The sequence below is a fragment of the Streptomyces africanus genome (assembly GCF_030816955.1).
GTDB classification, from domain to species: Bacteria; Actinomycetota; Actinomycetes; order Streptomycetales; family Streptomycetaceae; genus Streptomyces; species Streptomyces africanus.
In genome coordinates, this window is record NZ_JAUSYP010000001.1 from 4,927,311 (window position 1) to 4,949,127 (window position 21,817).

At 70.6% G+C, this 21,817-nt stretch carries 22 protein-coding genes and 1 pseudogene; 14 read left to right on the forward strand and 9 right to left on the reverse strand.

The genetic code is table 11. The annotated features are described in order from the left end of the window. Positions 1–12 precede the first annotated feature (12 nt). The 6 genes from QF034_RS22940 to QF034_RS22965 all read left to right on the forward strand — a co-directional run bounded on the left by QF034_RS22940 (position 13) and on the right by QF034_RS22965 (position 3,813). Complete coding sequence (locus QF034_RS22940; RefSeq protein ID WP_010044343.1) at positions 13–810, forward strand: type III pantothenate kinase; 798 nt, start codon at positions 13–15, stop codon at positions 808–810. 278 nt (positions 811–1,088) lie between these two features. Continuing rightward, complete coding sequence (locus QF034_RS22945) at positions 1,089–1,766, forward strand: hypothetical protein (protein ID WP_307176730.1); 678 nt, start codon at positions 1,089–1,091, stop codon at positions 1,764–1,766. Between the two features lie 18 nt (positions 1,767–1,784). After that, on the forward strand, positions 1,785–1,973 hold the full coding sequence (locus QF034_RS22950; protein WP_086565905.1) for a hypothetical protein: 189 nt from the start codon (positions 1,785–1,787) through the stop codon (positions 1,971–1,973). 211 nt (positions 1,974–2,184) lie between these two features. Next, complete coding sequence (locus QF034_RS22955; protein WP_370880960.1) at positions 2,185–2,655, forward strand: BlaI/MecI/CopY family transcriptional regulator; 471 nt, start codon at positions 2,185–2,187, stop codon at positions 2,653–2,655. A 9-nt stretch (positions 2,656–2,664) separates the two neighbouring features. After that, positions 2,665–3,198 carry an amino-acid N-acetyltransferase gene (locus tag QF034_RS22960; RefSeq protein ID WP_307176732.1) on the forward strand — a complete coding sequence of 178 codons (534 nt, stop codon included), beginning with the start codon at positions 2,665–2,667 and terminating at the stop codon, positions 3,196–3,198. A 279-nt stretch (positions 3,199–3,477) separates the two neighbouring features. Further along, a complete protein-coding gene (locus QF034_RS22965; RefSeq protein WP_010048839.1) occupies positions 3,478–3,813 on the forward strand; it encodes a histone-like nucleoid-structuring protein Lsr2 in 336 nt (111 codons plus the stop codon). Between the two features lie 9 nt (positions 3,814–3,822). Here the strand turns inward: QF034_RS22965 and QF034_RS22970 are convergent, their stop codons facing one another. Next, on the reverse strand, positions 3,823–4,653 hold the full coding sequence (locus tag QF034_RS22970) for an SCO3374 family protein (RefSeq protein ID WP_307176733.1): 831 nt from the start codon (positions 4,651–4,653) through the stop codon (positions 3,823–3,825). 430 nt (positions 4,654–5,083) lie between these two features. Here QF034_RS22970 and QF034_RS22975 point away from each other — a divergent pair. Then, positions 5,084–7,610 (forward strand): annotated as a pseudogene (locus QF034_RS22975) (ATP-dependent Clp protease ATP-binding subunit). Between the two features lie 77 nt (positions 7,611–7,687). Here the strand turns inward: QF034_RS22975 and QF034_RS22980 are convergent. Next, complete coding sequence (locus QF034_RS22980) at positions 7,688–8,320, reverse strand: HAD family acid phosphatase (protein WP_307176734.1); 633 nt, start codon at positions 8,318–8,320, stop codon at positions 7,688–7,690. 449 nt (positions 8,321–8,769) lie between these two features. Between QF034_RS22980 and QF034_RS22985 the strand changes: the two genes are divergently transcribed. Then, complete coding sequence (locus QF034_RS22985; protein WP_307176735.1) at positions 8,770–9,483, forward strand: M23 family metallopeptidase; 714 nt, start codon at positions 8,770–8,772, stop codon at positions 9,481–9,483. Between the two features lie 22 nt (positions 9,484–9,505). Here QF034_RS22985 and QF034_RS22990 read toward each other — a convergent pair whose 3' ends face one another. Then, entirely contained in the window at positions 9,506–10,102 is a 597-nt protein-coding gene (locus QF034_RS22990) for a TetR/AcrR family transcriptional regulator (RefSeq protein ID WP_307176736.1), read from the reverse strand. Positions 10,103–10,226: 124 nt separating this feature from the next. Between QF034_RS22990 and QF034_RS22995 the strand changes: the two genes are divergently transcribed. The 3 genes from QF034_RS22995 (at position 10,227) to QF034_RS23005 (ending at position 12,875) form a co-directional block, all read left to right on the forward strand. Beyond that, positions 10,227–11,816 (forward strand): MDR family MFS transporter, encoded by a 1,590-nt coding sequence (locus QF034_RS22995; RefSeq protein ID WP_307176737.1) that lies wholly within the window; start codon positions 10,227–10,229, stop codon positions 11,814–11,816. A gap of 102 nt (positions 11,817–11,918) precedes the next feature. Beyond that, entirely contained in the window at positions 11,919–12,365 is a 447-nt protein-coding gene (locus QF034_RS23000; RefSeq protein WP_307176738.1) for a helix-turn-helix transcriptional regulator, read from the forward strand. Between the two features lie 63 nt (positions 12,366–12,428). Continuing rightward, positions 12,429–12,875, forward strand: a complete 447-nt coding sequence (locus tag QF034_RS23005; protein WP_307179955.1) for a VOC family protein — start codon at positions 12,429–12,431, stop codon at positions 12,873–12,875. A 10-nt stretch (positions 12,876–12,885) separates the two neighbouring features. Here QF034_RS23005 and cseC read toward each other — a convergent pair whose 3' ends face one another. The 5 genes from cseC to QF034_RS23030 form a co-directional block, all read right to left on the reverse strand. Further along, positions 12,886–14,235 (reverse strand): two-component system sensor histidine kinase CseC, encoded by a 1,350-nt coding sequence (cseC, locus tag QF034_RS23010; protein ID WP_307176739.1) that lies wholly within the window; start codon positions 14,233–14,235, stop codon positions 12,886–12,888. Positions 14,236–14,244: 9 nt separating this feature from the next. After that, positions 14,245–14,946 carry a two-component system response regulator CseB gene (cseB, locus tag QF034_RS23015; protein WP_306964994.1) on the reverse strand — a complete coding sequence of 234 codons (702 nt, stop codon included), beginning with the start codon at positions 14,944–14,946 and terminating at the stop codon, positions 14,245–14,247. Between the two features lie 137 nt (positions 14,947–15,083). Further along, a complete protein-coding gene (locus QF034_RS23020) occupies positions 15,084–15,740 on the reverse strand; it encodes a hypothetical protein (protein WP_307176740.1) in 657 nt (218 codons plus the stop codon). Next, positions 15,728–16,267 carry a SigE family RNA polymerase sigma factor gene (locus tag QF034_RS23025; protein WP_010048809.1) on the reverse strand — a complete coding sequence of 180 codons (540 nt, stop codon included), beginning with the start codon at positions 16,265–16,267 and terminating at the stop codon, positions 15,728–15,730. Before QF034_RS23025 ends, QF034_RS23020 begins: the two co-directional genes overlap by 13 nt. Before the next feature lie 284 nt (positions 16,268–16,551). Then, positions 16,552–17,487 carry an HhH-GPD family protein gene (locus tag QF034_RS23030; protein ID WP_307176741.1) on the reverse strand — a complete coding sequence of 312 codons (936 nt, stop codon included), beginning with the start codon at positions 17,485–17,487 and terminating at the stop codon, positions 16,552–16,554. Positions 17,488–17,758: 271 nt separating this feature from the next. Between QF034_RS23030 and QF034_RS23035 the strand changes: the two genes are divergently transcribed. Next, a complete protein-coding gene (locus QF034_RS23035) occupies positions 17,759–19,249 on the forward strand; it encodes a sensor histidine kinase (protein ID WP_307176742.1) in 1,491 nt (496 codons plus the stop codon). Continuing rightward, positions 19,246–19,902: a response regulator transcription factor gene (locus QF034_RS23040; protein ID WP_086564618.1), complete on the forward strand. Its 657-nt coding sequence runs from the start codon at positions 19,246–19,248 to the stop codon at positions 19,900–19,902. Before QF034_RS23035 ends, QF034_RS23040 begins: the two co-directional genes overlap by 4 nt. A 130-nt stretch (positions 19,903–20,032) precedes the next feature. Here QF034_RS23040 and QF034_RS23045 read toward each other — a convergent pair whose 3' ends face one another. Beyond that, the gene (locus QF034_RS23045; RefSeq protein WP_307176743.1) at positions 20,033–20,674 is read right to left on the reverse strand and encodes a phosphatase PAP2 family protein; all 642 of its coding nucleotides are present in this window, start codon (positions 20,672–20,674) and stop codon (positions 20,033–20,035) included. Between the two features lie 175 nt (positions 20,675–20,849). Here QF034_RS23045 and QF034_RS23050 point away from each other — a divergent pair, with 175 nt between their 5' ends. After that, positions 20,850–21,722, forward strand: a complete 873-nt coding sequence (locus tag QF034_RS23050) for a hypothetical protein (protein ID WP_307176744.1) — start codon at positions 20,850–20,852, stop codon at positions 21,720–21,722. Positions 21,723–21,817 lie beyond the last annotated feature (95 nt).

The following is a 21,817-nucleotide window of genomic DNA, read 5'->3' on the forward strand; positions in this document are numbered from 1 at the left end:
CGGGTACGGGCCATGCTGCTGACGATCGACGTAGGAAACACCCACACCGTCCTGGGCCTGTTCGACGGCGAGGACATCGTCGAACACTGGCGCATCTCCACGGACGCGCGCCGCACCGCCGACGAGCTGGCGGTCCTCCTCCAGGGCCTGATGGGCATGCACCCGCTCCTCGGCGACGAACTGGGCGACGGCATCGACGGCATCGCCATCTGCGCGACCGTCCCCTCGGTCCTGCACGAGCTCCGCGAGGTGACGCGCCGCTACTACGGCGACGTCCCGGCGGTCCTCGTCGAACCGGGCGTCAAGACGGGCGTCCCGATCCTCATGGACAACCCCAAGGAGGTCGGCGCGGACCGCATCATCAACGCGGTCGCGGCGGTCGAGCTCTACGGCGGCCCCGCGATCGTCGTCGACTTCGGCACGGCGACGACGTTCGACGCGGTCAGCGCGCGCGGCGAGTACGTCGGCGGGGTCATCGCCCCCGGCATCGAGATCTCCGTCGAGGCCCTCGGCGTCCGCGGCGCCCAGCTCCGCAAGATCGAGGTGGCCCGGCCCCGCAGCGTCATCGGCAAGAACACGGTCGAGGCGATGCAGTCGGGCATCATCTACGGCTTCGCCGGCCAGGTCGACGGGGTCGTCAACCGCGTCGCCCGCGAGCTGTCGGAGGACCCGGACGACGTCACGGTGATCGCGACGGGCGGTCTCGCGCCGATGGTCCTGGGCGAGTCGTCGGTCATCGACGAGCACGAGCCGTGGCTGACGCTGATCGGGCTGCGACTGGTGTACGAGCGGAACGTGTCGCGCATGTGACGGCCGGTGTTTGCCGGGGCCGGGTGGGTGCGCAGCCCGGCGGAGCGGGGTGCCGCTGCGCCCACCCGTGCCGCCCTGGGAGCACATCCCAGGCCCCTTAAGGCACTGAGGGAGGCACGGCTGCCCGCAGCCAGGCGGGACCTGCACCCCCCGGCGCGGCCCCGACCCACCACCCCGCGGCAGGAGTCCGTGGCCGGTGCCCCGCCCACCCGGGTGGTCCCGCACGCCACACCTGCCCGATATGCGGAATTTGTCTGATTAGCGCGTATCGTCGCAGCATGCCCACGCCATATGGATCCCGCGGCGGCATGGCGTTCGGCGTGGAGGAGCTGCGTGTGCTCCGCCGCGCTCTCGCCCTCGCCCTTCACCCCACCTCCGCCTCGGCCGACGACGTCCAGGACTGCCTCCGCCTCGCAGAGTCGCTCGACGAGGTGATGCGGGAGGGAGCCAGGCTGCGCGCCTTCCTCGTGGCCGACCTCGGCCGGTACCGCGCCGCCCTCCCCGGCACCGCCGCCGGCTACCTCACGCTCCTGGACGAGGCACTGGGCGCCGGATACCGCCCCCACCCCGACGACCTCGCCGCCCTCGGTGCCCTGCGCGGCAGCCCCACCGCAGCCGCCCTCCTGGACCGCTGCCGACTGCTCGCCGGGCAGCAGCCGGTACGCGCCATCCGCTCACACACCCCCACCGTCCCCGCCTCCCGCGCGCGCCTCCGCCTCCTGCCCCTCCCCGGTGGCCTCTCCGCCGCCGGGAAGGACACACCGGAGAAGCAGCCCGAGAAGAAACCCGCGCGGAAGCCGGCGCCCCAGAAGCCCGCCCCCAAGCCCAGCCCGGCCCCCGCCCCGGGCACCCCGAAACCCAGCCGCCCGATCCCCACCCCGGGCGAGGTCTTCCCGCGCCGCAAGCCCACCCCGCCGCCACCCCCGGCCAACCCCCAGCAGCTCGCCGCGGGCTGACGTGGCTACTCTGGATCCATGGACTACGTCTCCGCGCTCCTGCCCCCGGTCGTCATGGCCATCTTCTTCATCGGCGTGATCCGGGTGATCGTGAAGACACAGGGCGGCGCCAACAAGGCCAAGGAGGACGCGGCCGTCGATGCCGCCCTCGCGCGCGTGGAGGGTGCCCGGCAGTCCTCCACGACGCCCCCGAAGGCCGAAGCCTGACCCGACCGCTGCCGCCGCCCCACTGGGCGCAGCGCTCCGAGGCGTACGACTCCGTGCGGCCGGCCTCCCCCGCGAGGCCCGCACTTTCGAGTCGTACGCCCTTTTTGCTCCCGTTCGCCGGTGAAGCGCACGTCCGCCACGCCATTACCCAGATCTCCCACTATTGTTCTGAGGTGTGCCTCGCCCATTGGGAGAACTCGAAGACGCGGTCATGTCACGGGTGTGGAAGTGGAACCGCCCGGTGACCGTTCGAGAAGTCCTGGAAGATCTTCAGAAGGAGCGGTCCATCGCGTACACCACCGTGATGACCGTTTTGGACAATCTCCATCAGAAGGGCTGGGTGCGCCGCGAGGCGGAAGGCCGCGCCTATCGATATGAGGCGGTCTCCACACGCGCCGCCTACGCCGCGGCCCTGATGAACGACGCCTGGTCGCAGAGCGACAACCCCGCCGCGGCTCTCGTCGCCTTCTTCGGCATGATGAGCGAGGAACAGCGAGAGACTCTCCGCGATGCCGTACGCATCGCCCAGGTCCCGGAAACCAGGAAACCGACCGGACCGTCGGAACTGGCCGTTCCGGCGGAAGGAACGGAACCGCCGGAACGTACGGAACCGCCGGAACGAACGGAACCGGCTGAACCGCCGGAGAACCCCGCCTCTGCTCAGGACCCCGGCGGGCGATAGCGTCCCGTCATGTCCGCGAAGAGCCCTGAAGCCCCCACAAAAGCCATCACCGTCCGACGGGCACGTACCAGTGATGTCCCGGCCGTGCGCCGCCTCCTGGACGCCTACGTCCGCGGCGGCATCCTGCTCGACAAAGCAACGGTGACGCTTTACGAGGACATCCAGGAGTTCTGGGTCGCGGAACGGGACGACAACGCCGAGGTCGTCGGCTGCGGCGCCCTGCACGTGATGTGGGAAGACCTCGCCGAAGTCCGTACTCTCGCCGTGAAGCCCGGCCTGAAGGGCGCGGGCGTCGGACACCGGTTGCTGGAGAAGTTGCTGCACACCGCCCGCTGGCTCGGCGTTCGCCGTGTTTTCTGTCTGACCTTCGAAGTGGACTTCTTCGGCAAGCACGGCTTCGTGGAGATCGGCGAGACGCCAGTCGACACGGATGTCTACGCGGAGCTGCTGCGTTCCTATGACGAGGGTGTCGCGGAGTTCCTCGGTCTCGAACGAGTGAAACCGAACACCTTGGGCAACAGCCGGATGCTTCTGCATCTGTGATCATCGGGACGGACACAAGCCAGTCGCAAGCCGGTCGCAAGACCGCCCGTCCGGTTCCTCAAGACGTATTCCGCACCGCCGCCCTGCCCGGGTGCCCTATGTCCGAAACGCGCACGTTTCCGGACGGAGGCGGGGTGCCGGTCTCTGCCGAGGGTTTGTGTTTTTCCGGCAAAAGCGGTTTGCTTTCCGAGGTACTGCAGTACTGCATATAACAGGGGACGGCGATACGGCGGACGCCGGCACACCCCGGCCCTGAAGATATCGATGAAAGGAAATCCGGTGGCACAGAAGGTTCAGGTCCTTCTTGTCGACGACCTCGACGGCGGCGAGGCGGACGAGACCGTCACGTTCGCGCTGGACGGCAAGACGTACGAGATCGATCTCACCACCGCTAATGCGGACAAGCTCCGCGGCCTTCTCGAGCCTTACGTGAAGGGCGGTCGTCGTACCGGAGGCCGTGCTTCGGGCGGGCGCGGAAAGGCGCGTGCGGCTTCGAGCGGCAGCCAGGACACCGCGGCCATCCGCGCCTGGGCGAAGGAGAACGGCTACGAGGTCAACGACCGCGGCCGTGTTCCCGCGACCATCCGCGAGGCCTACGAGAAGGCCAACGGCTGAACAGCGGCACTAGCGACCCTGCGCGCGCAAGGCCGACGGCTGGGCACGCGCGCGCCGCAGCCGGACCCGGTGGCACTGCGTGGCCACCGTGTTCACCAGCCGTACGAGATCGGGGGCGTCTCCACCGCCCCCCAAGGCCGACAGCGTCGGCAGCGAGGCCTCGACCTCGCATCCCGGCTCGGGGGGCCGCAGCCACACGGCGGCCCCCTGGGAACCGAACCGGCCCAGGGGAAGCGGCCGGCCACGGCAGAAGCCGGGCTCGGGGAACAACGCGCCGTCCGCCTCGGAAGCCGACGGCGCGAACCCCTGCCGACCTCGCTCGGCAAACCGCTCGGGGAGCGGCCCGCCCTTCTCGCACGACATCGAGCCGCCCGACTCACAGGGCAACAGCGAGTCGCTCTCGCGAGGCAGCGTCCCGCCCCTCTCACTGAAGGGCAGTGGCCCACCGCTCTCCCACGCCCGCGGCGGCGTATCGGCCCCCGGCGGCCGAGGCGCCTCCATCGTGTCGCCCGCTCCGGTCGCCGTCAGGTCGAGCGGCAGGGTTCCCCACTCCAGCCACTCCAGCAGCCCGGGCAGTTCCTCCGCCGTGCCCGCGGCCACCAGGAACCGCATCCGGTCGCCGAGCACAGCCACCGGAGAGGCCGGGGCCAGGCGCCGCAGGGCCGCGTGTCCCGCCTCGGAGGGCACGTCCAGGACGTCGTAGCGCACCCCCACCACCAGCCGCAGCGGGTCACCGGGCACCGTCGGCCAGCCCAGTTCGTTCTCGTACCACCGCCGGACCCGACAGCTCTCGTCGAGCGGCCGGCGGGGGAGCGGGACGAGGCGAGGGGCGCCGAACATGCCAAGCGCAACAGCCGGAAGGACGTGCGGGTTACGCTGGGTGGCGTCACGAATGCGCACAGTGTCGAAATGGGGGCGTGCGGGGGGCGCGGGGAGGCGCAAGGTTGTTCGCCCGTAGCGGAGGGAAGGGGGGCGCTCGGCATGGACTTCCGGTCCGTGCGGGTAAGACATCCCTAGTGGGAGGGGGCGACACGCAGGAAAGGCAGTCTCACGTTCGCCATGGGCGTACTGACGAAGGGGGTATCTGCCTGGCCTGCGGGAACATCGTCTCGCACCATCGGGTTGGAGCAGATGTCGGCGTTCGGGGTCAGGAGGCCAAGGACGGTGTCGGCAGTTGGAATGAGCGGTCCCCGCTTGCGGGACTAAGCTGCGGAAGGACAGGGAGGGGAAGTTCCCCCCACTGCCTGACCGCTCTGAGGAGCGATTAACGATGTTCGAGAGGTTCACCGACCGCGCGCGGCGGGTTGTCGTCCTGGCTCAGGAAGAAGCCCGGATGCTCAACCACAACTACATCGGCACTGAACACATCCTCCTGGGCCTGATCCACGAGGGGTGAAGGTGTCGCCGCCAAGGCCCTTGAGAGCCTCGGGATTTCGCTCGAGGCGGTCCGCCAGCAGGTGGAGGAGATCATCGGCCAGGGCCAGCAGGCCCCGTCCGGGCACATCCCCTTCACCCCCCGTGCCAAGAAGGTCCTGGAGCTGTCGCTCCGCGAGGCCCTTCAGCTGGGCCACAACTACATCGGCACGGAGCACATCCTGCTCGGCCTGATCCGCGAGGGCGAGGGCGTCGCCGCCCAGGTCCTGGTCAAGCTGGGCGCAGATCTCAACCGGGTGCGGCAGCAGGTCATCCAGCTGCTCTCCGGTTACCAGGGCAAGGAGACCGCCACCGCCGGCGGTCCTGCCGAGGGCACGCCCTCCACGTCCCTGGTCCTCGACCAGTTCGGCCGGAACCTCACCCAGGCCGCTCGTGAGTCCAAGCTCGACCCGGTCATCGGGCGCGAGAAGGAGATCGAGCGGGTCATGCAGGTGCTCTCCCGCCGTACGAAGAACAACCCGGTCCTGATCGGTGAGCCCGGCGTCGGCAAGACCGCCGTCGTCGAGGGCCTCGCCCAGGCCATCGTCAAGGGCGAGGTGCCCGAGACCCTCAAGGACAAGCACCTCTACACCCTGGACCTCGGCGCGCTGGTCGCCGGCTCCCGCTACCGCGGTGACTTCGAGGAGCGCCTGAAGAAGGTCCTCAAGGAGATCCGCACCCGCGGCGACATCATCCTGTTCATCGACGAGCTGCACACGCTGGTCGGTGCGGGTGCCGCCGAGGGCGCCATCGACGCGGCTTCCATCCTGAAGCCGATGCTGGCCCGCGGTGAGCTGCAGACCATCGGTGCGACCACGCTGGACGAGTACCGCAAGCACCTGGAGAAGGACGCGGCCCTCGAGCGCCGCTTCCAGCCCATCCAGGTCGCCGAGCCGTCGCTGCCGCACACGATCGAGATCCTCAAGGGTCTGCGTGACCGCTACGAGGCGCACCACCGCGTCTCCATCACGGACGAGGCGCTGGTCCAGGCCGCCACCCTGGCCGACCGGTACATCTCGGACCGCTTCCTGCCGGACAAGGCGATCGACCTGATCGACGAGGCCGGATCGAGGATGCGCATCCGCCGGATGACCGCGCCGCCGGACCTGCGCGAGTTCGACGAGAAGATCGCCGGTGTCCGCCGCGACAAGGAGTCCGCGATCGACTCGCAGGACTTCGAGAAGGCCGCCTCCCTGCGCGACAAGGAGAAGCAGCTCCTGGCCGCCAAGGCCAAGCGGGAGAAGGAGTGGAAGGCCGGCGACATGGACGTCGTCGCCGAGGTCGACGGCGAGCTGATCGCCGAGGTCCTCGCCACGGCCACGGGCATCCCGGTCTTCAAGCTGACCGAGGAGGAGTCCAGCCGCCTGCTCCGCATGGAGGAGGAGCTGCACAAGCGGGTCATCGGCCAGAACGACGCCGTCAAGGCGCTGTCGAAGGCGATCCGCCGTACGCGTGCCGGTCTGAAGGACCCGAAGCGTCCCGGTGGCTCGTTCATCTTCGCCGGCCCGTCCGGTGTCGGTAAGACCGAGCTGTCCAAGGCGCTCGCCGAGTTCCTCTTCGGTGACGAGGACGCGCTGATCTCCCTCGACATGTCGGAGTTCAGCGAGAAGCACACGGTGTCGCGGCTCTTCGGTTCGCCCCCCGGCTACGTGGGCTACGAGGAGGGCGGCCAGCTGACCGAGAAGGTGCGGCGCAAGCCGTTCTCGGTGGTCCTCTTCGACGAGGTCGAGAAGGCCCACCCGGACATCTTCAACTCGCTGCTGCAGATCCTGGAGGACGGTCGTCTGACCGACTCCCAGGGCCGGGTCGTGGACTTCAAGAACACGGTCATCATCATGACGACCAACCTCGGTACCCGGGACATCTCCAAGGGCTTCAACCTGGGCTTCGCGGCCTCGGGTGACACGAAGACCAACTACGAGCGTATGAAGAACAAGGTCTCGGACGAGCTCAAGCAGCACTTCCGGCCCGAGTTCCTCAACCGCGTCGACGACGTGGTCGTGTTCCCGCAGCTGACCGAGGCCGACATCCTGCGGATCGTCGACCTGATGATCAGCAAGGTGGACGAGCGCCTGAAGGACCGGGACATGGGCATCGAGCTCGCCCAGTCCGCCAAGGAGCTCCTCGCCAAGAAGGGCTACGACCCGGTCATGGGCGCCCGGCCGCTGCGCCGGACGATCCAGCGCGAGATCGAGGACAGCCTGTCGGAGAAGATCCTCTTCGGCGAGCTGCGCCCCGGTCACATCGTGGTCGTGGACACCGAGGGCGAGGGCGAGACCAAGACCTTCACCTTCCGGGGTGAGGAGAAGTCGGCCCTGCCGGACGTCCCGCCGATCGAGCAGGCGGCCGGTGGCACGGGACCGAACCTGAGCAAGGACGTGTAAGCGTCACGGTCGAGTGAGAGGGGCCGGTGCTGAAAAGCACCGGCCCCTTTTCCATGCCCTCAGGCGCATGGCCCGCGCTACGACAGCTGCCCGTCGTAGTCCGGCAGCTTGTACGTCTTCTCGGCGTGGCCGCCGGAGAGGTCGCCGACGCTGTTGCCGATGTTCGCGATGATCGTGTAGCCCTTCTTCTCGACGTCGACGCGCTGGGCCGTCTTGTACTCGGCGACGTTCTTGAACAGGTCGATGAAGTTCCGGACGTAGAGGCCGGAGACCTGGTAACCGGCCTGCTTGAGGTTGTACTCGGTGAACGAGGAGATGATGTCCGGGCGGGCGGTCACGAAGAACAGGGCGACGCCGCGCTCCTGGGCGTATCTGGCGGCCTCCAGGACCGGTTTGTTGGCCGGCTGCGGGTAGCTGAAGCCGAAGTCGGTCTCCAGCGTGGTGTTGTCGATGTCGAAGACGATCGCCTGCTTCTCGCCGGGCTTGGCGGCCGCGATCCGCTGCTTCAGGTAGGGCAGCGCCTGGTCCATCACCGCCTGGCAGTCCTTCTGCCAGGTCGCGTAGTCGACGTCTGCGGCGGCGGCCGCGGTGACCGCGGTGGCGGCATCGGCGGGGGCCGCGGCGTCGGCCGGTGCGGCCATCGCCATGAGGGCGGCCGCCGAGACGGCGGTCACTGATGCGCGGCGCAACCAGGGGCGTCGGGTCTGCATGTCGTGGGGGTCCTCTCACGTCCGTGACGCTGCCAACATGTCGTGTGCATGTTCGTGGGCGAGGGTGGCGCGAGGGGAACCGTAGGGTTACCGGACGGTAGGCGCATAGAGGCGTGCGCCACATTTTCGGAATGGCCGAAGAGGGCCTCCGGTGACATGCCGCACAGGCGATATGTCCGTTACTAGGTGGAATAGTGCTGAACGGGCCGGAAGAAAAGGGATTCTTGCCCCGGCAGGCAGGCTGAAGTGTGGCGCAGTGCCCTGATTGGTCCTGAATGGCCTGAATGGACGTCATGTCAAGAGACGTAGACCACTGAGGGGAATTACTAACTTAGGCCGTAGATCATGCTTTTGGGGGTTTGTCGGACTTCGGGTTACCAAGGGATGGCCATTCGGCGAGCGACTGTGCGCCGGGTGGTTTTCTCCGTCCCCTTCCCCGCGAGGTTTCGATGTCCCAGCGCGTCACGTCCCGTTCTTCCCGTACGTCCCAGCTCCGCACCCGTGCGACCGTGCTGGCCGCCGGCCTCGGTGTCTCGGTCGCACTGGGAGCAGGGGTCGCGTCCGCCGCCGACACCACGGCCGCGTCCGGTACCGCCAGTGCCGTCCAGGCGCAGGCCGCCGTCCAGGCCAAGGCCGCCAAGGCCGAGGCCGCGAAGGCTGAGAAGGCCGCCCAGACCGCCGCCGCGAAGAAGGCCGCCGCCGCGAAGAAGGCCGCTGTGCAGAAGGCCGCCAAGAAGGCCAAGCCGTCCTGGATCGACCCGGTGAAGAAGTACACGCTCTCCGCGAGCTTCGCCCAGGCCGGTGGCATGTGGCAGCACAAGCACAGCGGGCAGGACTTCGCCGTGCCGAGCGGCACCCAGGTCCTCGCCGCCCATGGCGGCACCGTCGTCAAGGCCGGCGGCAACGGCGCCGGTGACGGCCCCGCGTACGGCAACGCCGTCGTGATCAAGCACGGCAACGGCACGTACTCGCAGTACGCCCACCTGTCCAAGATCGAGGTGCGGATCGGCCAGGTCGTCAAGACCGGCCAGGAGATAGCCCGGTCCGGCAACACCGGTAACTCCAGCGGTCCGCACCTGCACTTCGAGATCCGTACGACCCCGAACTACGGCTCGGCGATCGACCCGGTGAAGTTCCTGCGCGCCAAGGGCGTCAAGGTCTGACGGCCCCGGCGGCCCGGCCTCGCTAGGAGCCCTGAGCTCCTTCGTGGGCCTGGGTCACCAGGTCCGTGGCGACCTCGAGGACGGCTTTGTTCTTGTCCTCGGGGTCGCCTTCCAGGTCCTGGAGCAGGAACATCCCGGCGTGCAGCGTGAAGAGCGCGCTGACGCAGCGGACCTGGTCGACCAGGTCGGCCTCGGGGTCGATGATGATGTCGCGCAGACCGCGGATGCGCTCCTTGAAGGAGTCGCCGATCCGCAGCTCCCGCACCGTCGCCTGGTTGTCGTGCATGAAGCGGAACAGCGGCGTGGCGCCGGACAGGGTCTGCGCGTAACGGCGGATGATCTCCTGCTTGGTGCCGAGCGTGTGCGGCTGCTGCCGCCCCCACTCGATCAGCTCCTCGATCGGCTTCGTGAGGTCGTCGAAGATGCTGACGAGGATCTCTTCCTTCGTCTTGAAGTGGTAGTAGAGCGCCGCCTTGGTGACCTCCAGGCGTTCCGCGATCTCGCGCAGAGAGGTCTTCTCGTAGCCGTGCTCCGCGAAGAGTTCGAGGGCCACGTCCTGGATGCGCTGGCGGGTGTCCCCGCGGCGCCGATGCCTGGTGCCGTCCATGGTGCCGCCCATCCTCCTACGCCGCTCCCTTTCCATAAAACTTACTTGACGCCCGGCTAGTTCCGCGGCTAGCTTCCGAGTGTAGTCACTAGCCGGTCGACAAGTAAGTAGCGGTAGCTGGGGGAGTGGGAAAGCAATGGCGGACACGACGGACACACCGGCGGTCGGCGCCGACACCGGGGGGAAACAGCCGAGGAGCGTGCGGGTCGTCCTGCTCGCGCTGATGATCGCGATGATGCTCGCGATGCTCGACAACATGATCATCGGTACGGCGATGCCGACGATCGTCGGTGAGCTGGGCGGCCTCGAACACCTCTCGTGGGTGGTCACCGCGTACACGCTCGCGACCGCGGCATCCACCCCGCTGTGGGGCAAGCTCGGCGACATGTACGGCCGCAAGGGCACGTTCATGACGTCGATCGTCCTCTTCCTGATCGGCTCCGCGCTCAGCGGCATGGCCCAGGACATGGGCGAGCTGATCGGCTTCCGTGCCGTCCAGGGCCTCGGCGCCGGCGGTCTGATGGTCGGCGTCATGGCGATCATCGGTGACCTGATCCCGCCCCGGGAGCGCGGCAAGTACCAGGGCATGATGGCCGGCGTCATGGCGCTGGCGATGATCGGCGGCCCGCTGGTCGGCGGCACGATCACCGACAACTGGGGCTGGCGCTGGGCGTTCTACATCAACCTGCCGCTCGGCGTCGTCGCGCTGGTCGCCATCAGTGTGGTCCTGCACCTGCCGAAGAAGCGGTCCGATGCGCGGATCGACTATCTGGGCGCCGCCCTGCTGACCGTCGGCATCACCGCGATCGTCCTCGTCACCACCTGGGGCGGCACGGAGTACGCCTGGAGCTCCGCGCGGATCATGGAGCTGATCGGCATCGGTGTCGCCGCACTCGTCGGCTTCGTGTTCTGGCAGACCAAGGCGGCCGAGCCCGTGGTGCCGCTGCACATCTTCCGCAGCCGCAACTTCACGCTGATGTCGCTCATCGGCTTCATCACCGGTTTCGTGATGTTCGGCGCGACGCTGTTCCTGCCGCTGTACCAGCAGTCCGTGCAGGGCGCCTCCGCGACGAACTCCGGGCTGCTGCTCCTGCCGATGCTCGGCGCGATGCTGGTGACCTCGATGGTCGCCGGCCGGGTCACCACGAACACCGGCCGGTACAAGGTGTTCCCGATCCTCGGCAGCGTCCTGATGACCGTCGGCCTCTACCTGCTGTCCACGATGGACACGGGGACCTCGCGGTTCACGTCCGGTGTCTTCATGGCCGTGGTCGGGTTCGGCATGGGCTGCCTGATGCAGATCACCATGCTGGTCGCGCAGAACAGCGTGGAGATGAAGGACATGGGCGTGGCGTCCTCGTCGACGACCCTCTTCCGCACCCTCGGCTCCTCCTTCGGCGTCGCGATCATGGGCGCCCTGTTCAACAGCCGCGTCCAGGACGTCATGGCCGAGCGGGCGGGTGCGCTGGGCTCCAAGGTGACCGAGCAGTCGGCGCAGCTCGACGCGAAGAGCCTGGAGAAGCTTCCCGTCCTGGCCCGGGAGGCGTACCAGCACGCGGTGTCCGCCGGCACGCACTCGGCCTTCCTGCTGGGAGCCGTGGTGGCGGTGTTCGCCCTGGCGGCGGCCGTGTTCGTCAAGGAGGTCCCGCTCAAGGGCGCGGGCCCGAAGACGGACGGCGAGCCGGACGCCCCGGCGGCGCAGCCGCCCGTGGCGGAGACCGTCTGACCGGACCGCACGAAGCCCCCGGGGTGGTCCGCCCCGGGGGCTTCGTCATGCCCGGCCGCGATCCCAGGGCCGTTGTCAGACCCTCGTGCCACCATCGGATCCATGGACAAGCTGCGGCAGGTGCGCCTCGCCAAGGACGCCATGGACCGGGACTGGGCCGATCCCGACCTGGACCTGGACGCCGTGGCCGCACACGCCGGGTACTCCCGGTATCACTTCCTCCGCGCCTTCAAGGAGGCGTACGGCGAGACCCCCGGGCAGTACCTCACGCACCGCCGCATAGAACGCGCACAGGACCTGCTGCGCACGGCGAACCTCTCGGTGACGGAGATCTGCCACCTGGTCGGCTTCAGCAGCGTCGGCACGTTCTCGGCCCGGTTCAAGACGTGGACCGGCCTCACCCCCAGCGAGTACCGGACGAAGCACGTGGGCCGCGGAGCGGCACTCATACCGGGCTGCTACGCGATGCTGTGGGCCGGCGGCTTCCGATCGGCACCCGGCTCCGGCACCGGCTCCGGGCAACAGCGCAATTCCGGAGAAGCGGGCTGACACCCCCGCTGCCTACGGTGACAGGGCAGGCACCGACCGGCCGCCGACCAGCAGGAGCGCATGATGATCAAGGGTCTCGCCATCTCGACCGTCTGGGTCCTCGACCAGGACCGGGCCAAGGAGTACTACACCGAGAAACTGGGGCTGGAGGTCCGTACGGACATGACCATGGGCGAGGGCGGCATGCGCTGGCTCACCGTCGGCTCGCCGGACCAGCCCGACGTCGAGCTCACGCTGATGGTGCCCGGCGGGCCCGCCATGGACCCCGAGTCCGCCGAGATGCTCCGGAAGCTGGTGACGAAGGGCGCGCTCGGCGCCGGCGTGCTGACCACCGACGACATCCACGGCGACTACAAGAAGCTCAAGGACCGGGGCGTGGAGTTCCTCCAGGAGCCGCAGGAGCGCCCGTACGGCACGGAGGCGCTGTTCCGTGACGACTCCGGCAACTGGTTCTCCTTCACGCAGCCCCGGGAGGGCGGACTCGACCTGGACCAGGACTGGACCTGCTGATCCGCAAGGTCTACGACCCCGGCAGCATCGGATAACTCCCCGTGTTCGTCGGCGCGTGCTCCGGCAGCCACAGCACGGCCACCGCGCCCTCGGCCGGTACGCCCTCCGGCGCGCCCGGCGTGCGTACGTTCCGGAAGGTCAGCCGGGCGCCCAGCACCCGGGCCTGCCCGGCCGCGATGGTCAGGCCGAGGCCGTGGCCGTGCCCGGCCCGGTCCTTGCTGCCGGTGCGGAAGCGGCTCGGCCCCTCGGCGAGCAGGTCCTCGGGGAAGCCGGGGCCGTGGTCGCGGACGCGGATGACGCGGCCCTCGACGGTGACCTCGATGGGCGGCTTGCCGTGCCGGGCCGCGTTGGCGAGCAGGTTGAACAGCACCCGCTCCAGGCGCCGCGGGTCGGTGGTGACCTCCGACTCGTGCACGATCCGCACCTCGACGTCGGGGTCCTTCGCCGCCACCCGCCGGGCGACGAACGTGCCCAGCATGAGGTCCTGGAGCTCCGCCCGCTCGGATGCCCCGTCCAGCCGGGCCACCTCCAGCACGTCCTCCACGAGCGTGCGCATCGCCTTCGCCCGGTCCAGCACCAGCTCGGTCGGGCGGCCGGGCGGCAGCAGTTCGGCGGCGGTCAGCAGCCCGGTCACCGGTGTGCGCAGCTCGTGCGCGATGTCGGCGGTGACCCGCCGCTCGGCCTCGATCCGCTGCCGCAGCGTGTCCGCCATGGCGTCCACCGCGCTCGCCAGGTCGTCGGTCTCGTCGCGGACGACCCCGCCCATGGCGTCCCGCACCCGCACGTCCGTATCGCCGCCCGCGAGCTGGCCGGCCGCGACGGCCGCCTTGCGCAGCCGCCGCGAGAGGTGCCCGCCGATGAGCACACCGAGCGCGCTGCCGCCGAGGACGACCGCGATGGAGCCGATGATCAGGGCCTGGTCGAGATCCTGGAGGATGTCCGAGCTGCGGTCGGTGAAGCCCGAGTGCAGCGACATCACATGCCCGTTCTTCAGCGGCACGGCGGCCCATATGTCGGGCACGTCACCGGGCCGGTCCGCCACGTACGTCGCCCGCTGGCCCGCCTCCACCCGCTGCCGCAGCGCCACCGGCAGGTTCGGGTCGTCGATCTTGGTGTTGGGGAAGTTCATCCGCCCCGACAGCTCGAAGTTGCGCTGGGCGATCATGATGCGCTCGTCGGCCAGGTCGCGCGCGTTGTCCAGCATCGACACCCGGGCGGCGTTGTGCACGACCAGGCTCAGCGCGACCGCCACCAGCGCCCCGACCAGCGCGATGGCAGCGCTCAGCTTCCATCTGAGGCCCGTGCGGATACCCGCGCGCTCTAAGCCCGTGGCGACCAGGCGCCGGAAATGCCCCCTCATCACCCCTGCTCAGGCCTTCAACTTGTAACCGAAGCCGCGGACCGTCTCGATGCGGTCCTGGCCGATCTTCTGCCGCAGCCGCTGCACGTGCACGTCGACCACGCGGGTGTCCCCGCCCCAGCCGTAGTCCCACACCCGCTCCAGCAGCTTGTCGCGGGAGAGCACCGTGCCCGGCGCCGTCGAGAACTCCAGCAGCAGCCGCATCTCGGTCGGCGTCAGCGCCACCGGCTGCCCGGCCCGGCGGACCTCCATGCCCTCGGTGTCGACCTCCAGATCCCCGAAGGTCAGCACCCCGCCGCTCGCCGGGGAGGCCGCCTCCTCGGCCCGGCCGCCGCCCGCGTGCCCGAACCGGCGCAGCACCGCGCGGATCCGGGCGACCAGCACGGCACCGTCGAACGGCTTGGTCACATAGTCGTCGGCCCCCGCCTCCAGGCCCAGCACGACGTCGATGGAGTCGGCCCGCGCCGACAGCATGATGACCGGCACGGTCGACTCGTCCCGGATGCGGCGGCACAGGCTGACCCCGTCCAGACCGGGAACCATGACGTCCAGCAGCGCGATGTCGGGGCGGTCCGCCCGGAACGCCTCCAGGCCCGACAGCCCGTCGGGCATGGCGGTGACCACGAAGCCGTCCCGTTCCAGGGCGAGCTGCGTGGCCTCACGGATGACGTCGTCGTCCTCGACGAACAGGACGTGGGTCTGGTCTGCCATCCCGGTGCTCTCAGTCCTCGTGTGGTTCGTGGGGTGCGTTCTGTCGCGTTCCCTCTGGGGGACGCGCGATCGGTGTGATGCGTTCACCGGTGGATCGGTCCGAGCGGCCCGATCGGTTCACACGCCCTGCGCCCACGTCAGCTCGCGGGCTCCGGCGTGGGGGTGTCGCCGCCGACCTTCCCGTAGTCGTTGTGCGTGCGGTACTCCTCGTCGAACCGGCCGGAGGTCCATCTGTAGGTGATCACGTTCTCGCCGGAGGGGCTCGACACCGGGTCGCCCTTGTCGTAGACCTGCTTGGTCACGACCAGGTCGCCGCGGTCGATCTCCGCGTAGACCGGGGTCTCCTCCGCCTTGAACACATTCTTGTACGAGCCGTCCTGCTCGCGGTACACGTAACTGCCCACACCCACAGCGTCACCGCAGGTCAGCACGTTGACGACGACGTCGTCGCCCGATCCGCCGGTCAGGTTCCCGTAGGACACGTCGACGGGGTACTCGTCGGCGACGCACGGCTTCAGCTCGCGCTTCACCTCGGGGGAGACCTCGGGGTCGTCCTTGACGAGCCGGACCGCGTCGACCGTGTCGGGCGTCTTCGACGGTGCGGCGGACGGTGTGGCCGCGGCGGCGCCCGCCACCGAGTCGGAGTGGGCCGGGCCCTCGTCCCGGGCGCCGGTGCCGCCCGCGCCGCAGGCGGACACCAAAAGGGCGAGGGCGGCGAGCACGGCCAGGGCCGTACTCACCGCCTGGATGCTGCCCGGGGTCCGTGCAGACCCTTCGCCGGTCAGGCCGCGCACCGCTCCCGCTCCTCACGCTCCAGCGCGCGTGCGTCCAGGTCGCGGGACTCCAGCTCCTCGCGGAGCCGGGCGAGCGCCCGGTGCAGCGTGCTCTTGACCGTTCCGGCCGACATGCCGAGGGCGGCGGCCGTCTCCTCTGTGGACATCTGCTCCCAGTGTCGCAGGACGACGACACTGCGCTGCTTCGGGGCGAGCACCTTCAGGACGTCCATCAGCAGGGCGCGGTCCGCGTGCTGCTCGGTGGAGTCGTCGACCGAGGCGTCCGGGAGCTGCTCGGTCGGCACCTCCTCCAGCTTGCGGGCCCGCCACCACTCCGTCCGCGTATTGATCATCACCCGGCGCAGGTAGGCGTCCGCCAGCCGCTTGTCCTCGATGGTCTCCCAGCGGCCGTACGTGCGGACCAGCGCGGTCTGCAGCAGGTCCTGCGCGTCCGTCGGGTCCGGGACCAGGCGGCGGGCACTGCGCAGCAGCGCGTCCTGCCGCGTGCGGACGTACTCCTCGAACTCGAGCACCTCGCCCTGCGCCATGGTGAACCGCCTCCCGTTTCCCCGTTACGGCCGGCTTCCCGCCGTCCCGTGCACTGCCTGTGTTCCTTGGTCGTCCCGTGTCTTCCGGGAACGGAATTGAAGGTACGGAGGCGTTGTCACGGCACTGTCCGAAGCAGCCTTCGGCTAGCACTCGGCTGTCCGTCGGTTGTGTAACGGACGTCGGAACAGGGTAGAGCCGTGGGCGAGTTGGGGTGGGTAAGGGCGATTTGTCCACCCTGATCACTGTGACAGGCGACGACTCGCGGCTGTGACTTGCCTGTACGTCAGGTCAGCGGCAGCCGGTACAGCCCGCCCGCCAGCGGCTCCACCAGACCGTCGGCGACGAGGCCGTCCAGAGCGCGGGCCCGCTGCACCGGCTCGTGCCACACCCGGTCCAGCGCCGACTGCGGAACCGGACCGTGGGCGTCCCGCAGCACGGCGAGCAGTCGCCCGCGCACCTGCCGGTCGGTGCCCGCGTACGTCTGCCCGCGGCGCGGCGGCCCGTCGTGCTCCGGCTTGCCCGCCAGCCGCCACGCGCACTGCGCGGCGATCGGGCAGCGGTGGCACGACTCGCTCTTCGCCGTGCACACCAGCGCGCCCAGCTCCATCGAGGCGGCGGCCCAGCGGGCGGCGGTCGGCTCGTCCTCGGGCAGCAGCGCGCGGGCCAGTTTGCGCTCGGCGGCGGTGGTGGCGTTCGGCGGGTACTGCACGCCGGTGACCGCGCGGGCGAAGACCCGGCGCACGTTGGTGTCCAGCACCGGGTGCCGCTGCCCGTAGGCGAAGGAGGCGACGGCGGCGGCCGTGTACTCGCCGATGCCGGGCAGGGCCAGCAACTGGGCGTGGTCGGCCGGTACGTCACCGCCGTGCCGTTCCGTTATCGCGACGGCGGCGCCGTGCAGCCTGAGCGCGCGGCGCGGGTAGCCGAGCCGGCCCCAGGCACGGACCGCCTCACCCGGGGCCTCCTTGGCCAGGTCGGCCGGGCGCGGCCAGCGGGCCAGCCACTGCTCGTAGACGGGCAGGACGCGGCTCACCGGCGTCTGCTGGAGCATGAACTCACTGACCATCACACCCCACGCCCCGGCCTCGGGGCGCCGCCACGGCAGGTCCCGGGCGTTCTCGTCGAACCAGTCGATGACGGGGGCGTGCAGGTGTTCGCCGGAGGGCCGGCCGGAGGCGGGGTCGGCGGGGCTGGTGTGCGGGGGCTTCGTGGGAGCAGTCATGGCCATTCGATCCTGCCACGCGGGGGCCGCGATCCGGGCACACCACCACTCAAGATGGGCAGACGTACCTGTCCAGACGGACGGGCGTACCTGACGATCGGCAGCAGTGCCGCCCTGCCGCCCGCCTATAGCGTCGGGCGAATGGAACGTCCTCGTCCCGCCCGGCTCGGCGGATGCGCCCTGCTCTGGGCGGCCCTCGCCCTGCCCGCGCTCACGCGCGGACCGGATCGGGCTGAACGAGCCGCGTCCGGCCTGGCAGCAGGCGGCCGGTGTGGCGGTGCTGGCGGTCGCCGCCGCCCTGTCCCGGCGGCTGCCGCTCGCGGCCTTCGGGCTGGTGGCCGCCCTGAGCCTGGCCGCCGCCCCGGCCCTGTTCACCGTCTCCTACGGCCCCGCCCTCGGCGTGTTCGCGCTGCTGCTCGGGCTGCGGGCGGGCGGGGCGCGCCCCGCGGTGCTGTGCTTCGCGGCCGTCGGCTGCGCCGGCACCGCCCGGATCGTCCTCGTCGGCGTCGACCCGGCCCCCGAGTGGCTCGTCATGACGGGCATGCTGCTCTTCGGCTGCGTCTTCCCCTGGCTGGGCGGCCGCTACTGGCGGCAGAGCCGCGAGCTGGCCGTGGCGGGGTGGCTGCGCGCCGCCCGGCTGGAGGACGAGGCCCGCTTCGCCGAGGAACGCGCCCGGCTGCGCGAACGGGCCCGGATCGCCCAGGACATGCATGACTCCCTCGGCCACGAGCTGAGCCTCATCGCCCTGCGCGCGGGCGCGCTCCAGGTCGCCCCCGGACTCGCGGAGGAGCAGCGCACCGCGGTGGCGGACCTGCGCGCGGCCGCCGCCGACGCCACGGACCGGCTGCACCGCATCATCGGCGTCCTGCGCGAGGACGACGACGAGCCCGCGCCGCTGGCCCCGCCGGGCGAGACGCTGGAGCAACTCGTCACCCGCGCCGCGGAATCGGGCCTGCCGGTGTGCTGGGAGCCCGCCGGACAGGGCCGCCCGGCCGCGGAGCCCGGCGGGGTCGCCGAACGGCTGCTGCACCGCGTGGTCCGGGAGGCGCTGACCAACGCGGCACGGCACGCACCGGGCGCTCCCGTGACCGTGGCGGTGACGGGACGGGCCGCGGTGACGGGGAGAGCCGCGGGAACGGGGAGGGCCGCGGGAATGTCCGTCACCATCACCAACGGCCCGCCCGCCCACGAGAGTTCCCGCCCTACGGGCGGCGGTACGGGCCTGCTCGGGCTACGGGCCGCGGTGACCTCGGTCGGCGGGGAGTTCGAGGCCGGACCGCACGAGGAGGGGTTCCGGGTATCGGCGTACGTGCCCGACGTCCCCGAGCAGCAGTCCACCGCCGAGCCCCCGGGCCCCGCGCCCTTCCGGCACGCCCGCCGCCGGGTCGCCGTCGGCCTCGGCACCGCGGCCGGTGTGGGCGTCGTGCTGACCGGCGTGGCGTTCGGCTGGTACGCGTACGCGGAGAAGCACTCGGTGCTCGAACCCGCCGCGTACGCGAAACTGCGCCTCGGCGCCCCCGTGGCCGACGTCGAGCGCGTGCTGCCCGAGCGGGACGTGCATGACCCACCTGCCGAACGGGCGCCGACACCGGAGCCCGGGGGAGCCGACTGCCGTTACTACCGGGCGAGCGGCGAACTGTTCGTCTCCGTCGACCACTTCAGACTGTGCTTCGCCGCCGGCCGGCTGGTCGCCAAGGACGTGGTCCCGCGCATCGGTCTGCCCGGCGAAGGCCGAGAGGAATACGAGGAGTTCTCACAGTGATCCGCGTTCTGCTGGCCGACGACGAGGCCATGGTCCGGGCCGGGGTGCGCGCCATCCTGGGCAGCAGCGGCGTGACGGACGTCGTCGCCGAGGCGGGCGACGGCCGCGAGGCGGTCGAGCTGGCCCGCGCCCACCGCCCGGACGTGGCCCTGCTCGACATCCGCATGCCGCGCCTGGACGGCCTCACGGCGGCGGAGGAGATCGTACGGACCGTGCCGGGCACGGCCGTCGCGATGCTCACCACCTTCTCCGAGGGCGCCTACGTGACCCGCGCCCTCGGCGGCGGCGCCACCGGCTTCCTGCTGAAGTCCGGGGACCCGTACGAACTCATCGCGGGCGTACGGGCGGTGGCCGCCGGCGCCGCGTTCCTCTCACCCAAGGTGGCCCGGTACGTCATCGACGAGGGCCTCGGCGGCGGCCGGCTCACCCGTGAGGCACAGGCACGCGCGCGCGTGGCCGTGCTGAGTCCCCGCGAACGCGAGGTGCTCGGCCTGGTCGGCGCGGGCCTGTCCAACCCGGAGATCGCCGCCCGGCTGCACCTCGTCGAGGGCACGGTGAAGGCGTATGTGAGCGCGGTCCTGGACCGGCTGGGGGTGCGCAACCGCGTGCAGGCGGCGATCGTGGCGTACGAGGCGGGGCTCGTGGAGGCGTGACGCCCGGAGCGGCGCGTGACGCCCGAGGCGGTGCGTGGCGGCCGGGGCGGTGCGTGGCGGCCGGGGCGGTGCGTGGCGGCCGGGGCGGCGCGGGGCGCTTTCCGGACCGTTGATGCGCTCGCGGCCCGCCTCAGCGCCGCGCGTGCGAGCCGTACGACCTGACGGGCGCCGCGCCCGGCCCGGTGAACCACCGCACGGCCGGCGCCGACGAGGTGCGCAACGCCCCGGCCAGCCGCGTCACCGGGTCCCTGCCCAGCCGTACGGCGACGAGGGCCACGAGCGTGCCCAGCACCAACCCCACGAGGACGTCGTGCGGATAGTGCACGCCGACGAAGACCCGGGAGAAGGCCACGAGCAGGGCGAGTGGGGCCGTCAGCCACAGGAGCGCGCGCCGGACCAGCGCGAGGGCGACCGCCGCCGCGCCCGCGATCGTGGCGTGGTTGGACGGAAAGGACCAGTCGCCGTGCGGCGGGCACTCGGCGAGGGACGCGGCCGCACCTGCGACCGCCCGGCACGGACGCTCCTCGGTGACCGCGGACTTGAGCACCTCGCTGCACACGTACGCCACAGCCGTGGCCACAGGTGCAAGGGCCGCGATCGCGAACGCGCGGGGAGTGCCGCGGCGGGCGCGCCACCAGGCGGCGGCGAACAGCGCGACGAAGACCAGCAGTCCGGCCTCCGTCCATATGCCGGCCCCGTGCTGTACCCACATCGGGGTGTCATGGGCGAAGTCGGTGATGTCGCGGTAGAGCGCGCTGTCCTCGAAGTTCATGGTCACGGACGGTAGGCGGCAGGCCGATACCGTCACACCCAGCGATCGTCGCGTCCCGAACCTGACGAAAGACAGGGGTTGACCCCGGGATTCCGAGATGATGATCCGGAAAAGTTGTGGCCCCGAGCGGCGGGTGGGACAGGCGAACGCGCCGAACTCTCGTAAGGTTTGCGCCGTGGGATCTCTGCGCAATCCGGTCGGGCCGCTTCCCTCCTCCATCTACTGGCGTCGGAGGGTCGTACTGGTGTCTGTGGTCGCCCTGTTGGCGCTGCTCATCACCTGGATCGTGACCATGGGCGGCGGGGGCAAGGACGGCGACAACGGCGCCAACGGCAAGAATCCCGCGCCCTCCATCACGCCCGGCCCGTCGAGTTCGGGCCCGGCCATCAGCCAAGCGCCCGGCGGACGCGACGAGTCGGGCGACGAGGGCTCCGGCGGCTCGTCGTCCGGGTCCGGGTCCGGGGGCGGTTCCGGCGACGGCTCGGGTGACGGCGCCGGGGACGGTTCCGGTTCGGGCTCCGGCGGCGGTTCCGGCTCGGGCGGCTCCGGAGGGCCGGGCGGTGCCGGTGGTACCGGTGGTGCCGGTGGTGATACTGCGGTGGGCGGCGTCGGCGTGGGCGACACCCTGCCGGCCGGTTCCACGCTGCCCAACTGCACCGCCAGCGTGGTCAAGTTCAGCCTGCGCAGCCGGCACAACACCTACGACCCCGAGCAGACGCCCACGTTTCTGCTGACCGCGCGGAACATCTCCGGCAGCGACTGCAAGGTCGATCTCGGGCCGAAGAACGCGGTGTTCACGATCACCCCGGCGAGCTCCGACGACGACTACTGGTCCTCGAAGGACTGCCCGAAGGCCGCCGCGCACCAGCTGTACCGGGTGCCCGCGGGCAGCGGCATCACCTACACCGTGAAATGGGACCGCAAGCCGAGCGCCCCCGAGTGCGCGACGCCTCCGGCGGGCTCGGCCGGGGCGGGCACGTACCTGGTGGAAGCCAAGGCTCCGGGCTTTGCGAAGGTGCAGACGTCGTTCGTGCTGTCGGCCGACTAGGACAGGTCCTGGGCCCAGCGGCAGAGAACCCGCAGCAGAGACACCTGAGGGCGGTAACCCTGGCCGGGTACCGCCCTCAGTCGTTCTCCGGCCGT

Coding starts and splice junctions, on each gene's coding strand:
- QF034_RS22940 (WP_010044343.1), top strand. CDS start 13: ATGCTGCTGACGATCGACGTAGGAAACACCCACACCGTCCTGGGCCTG.
- QF034_RS22945 (WP_307176730.1), top strand. CDS start 1,089: ATGCCCACGCCATATGGATCCCGCGGCGGCATGGCGTTCGGCGTGGAG.
- QF034_RS22950 (WP_086565905.1), top strand. CDS start 1,785: ATGGACTACGTCTCCGCGCTCCTGCCCCCGGTCGTCATGGCCATCTTC.
- QF034_RS22955 (WP_370880960.1), top strand. CDS start 2,185: ATGTCACGGGTGTGGAAGTGGAACCGCCCGGTGACCGTTCGAGAAGTC.
- QF034_RS22960 (WP_307176732.1), top strand. CDS start 2,665: ATGTCCGCGAAGAGCCCTGAAGCCCCCACAAAAGCCATCACCGTCCGA.
- QF034_RS22970 (WP_307176733.1), bottom strand. CDS start 4,653: ATGTTCGGCGCCCCTCGCCTCGTCCCGCTCCCCCGCCGGCCGCTCGAC.
- QF034_RS22980 (WP_307176734.1), bottom strand. CDS start 8,320: ATGCAGACCCGACGCCCCTGGTTGCGCCGCGCATCAGTGACCGCCGTC.
- QF034_RS22985 (WP_307176735.1), top strand. CDS start 8,770: ATGTCCCAGCGCGTCACGTCCCGTTCTTCCCGTACGTCCCAGCTCCGC.
- QF034_RS22990 (WP_307176736.1), bottom strand. CDS start 10,102: ATGGGCGGCACCATGGACGGCACCAGGCATCGGCGCCGCGGGGACACC.
- QF034_RS22995 (WP_307176737.1), top strand. CDS start 10,227: ATGGCGGACACGACGGACACACCGGCGGTCGGCGCCGACACCGGGGGG.
- QF034_RS23000 (WP_307176738.1), top strand. CDS start 11,919: ATGGACAAGCTGCGGCAGGTGCGCCTCGCCAAGGACGCCATGGACCGG.
- QF034_RS23005 (WP_307179955.1), top strand. CDS start 12,429: ATGATCAAGGGTCTCGCCATCTCGACCGTCTGGGTCCTCGACCAGGAC.
- cseC (WP_307176739.1), bottom strand. CDS start 14,235: ATGAGGGGGCATTTCCGGCGCCTGGTCGCCACGGGCTTAGAGCGCGCG.
- cseB (WP_306964994.1), bottom strand. CDS start 14,946: ATGGCAGACCAGACCCACGTCCTGTTCGTCGAGGACGACGACGTCATC.
- QF034_RS23025 (WP_010048809.1), bottom strand. CDS start 16,267: ATGGCGCAGGGCGAGGTGCTCGAGTTCGAGGAGTACGTCCGCACGCGG.
- QF034_RS23030 (WP_307176741.1), bottom strand. CDS start 17,487: ATGACTGCTCCCACGAAGCCCCCGCACACCAGCCCCGCCGACCCCGCC.
- QF034_RS23045 (WP_307176743.1), bottom strand. CDS start 20,674: ATGAACTTCGAGGACAGCGCGCTCTACCGCGACATCACCGACTTCGCC.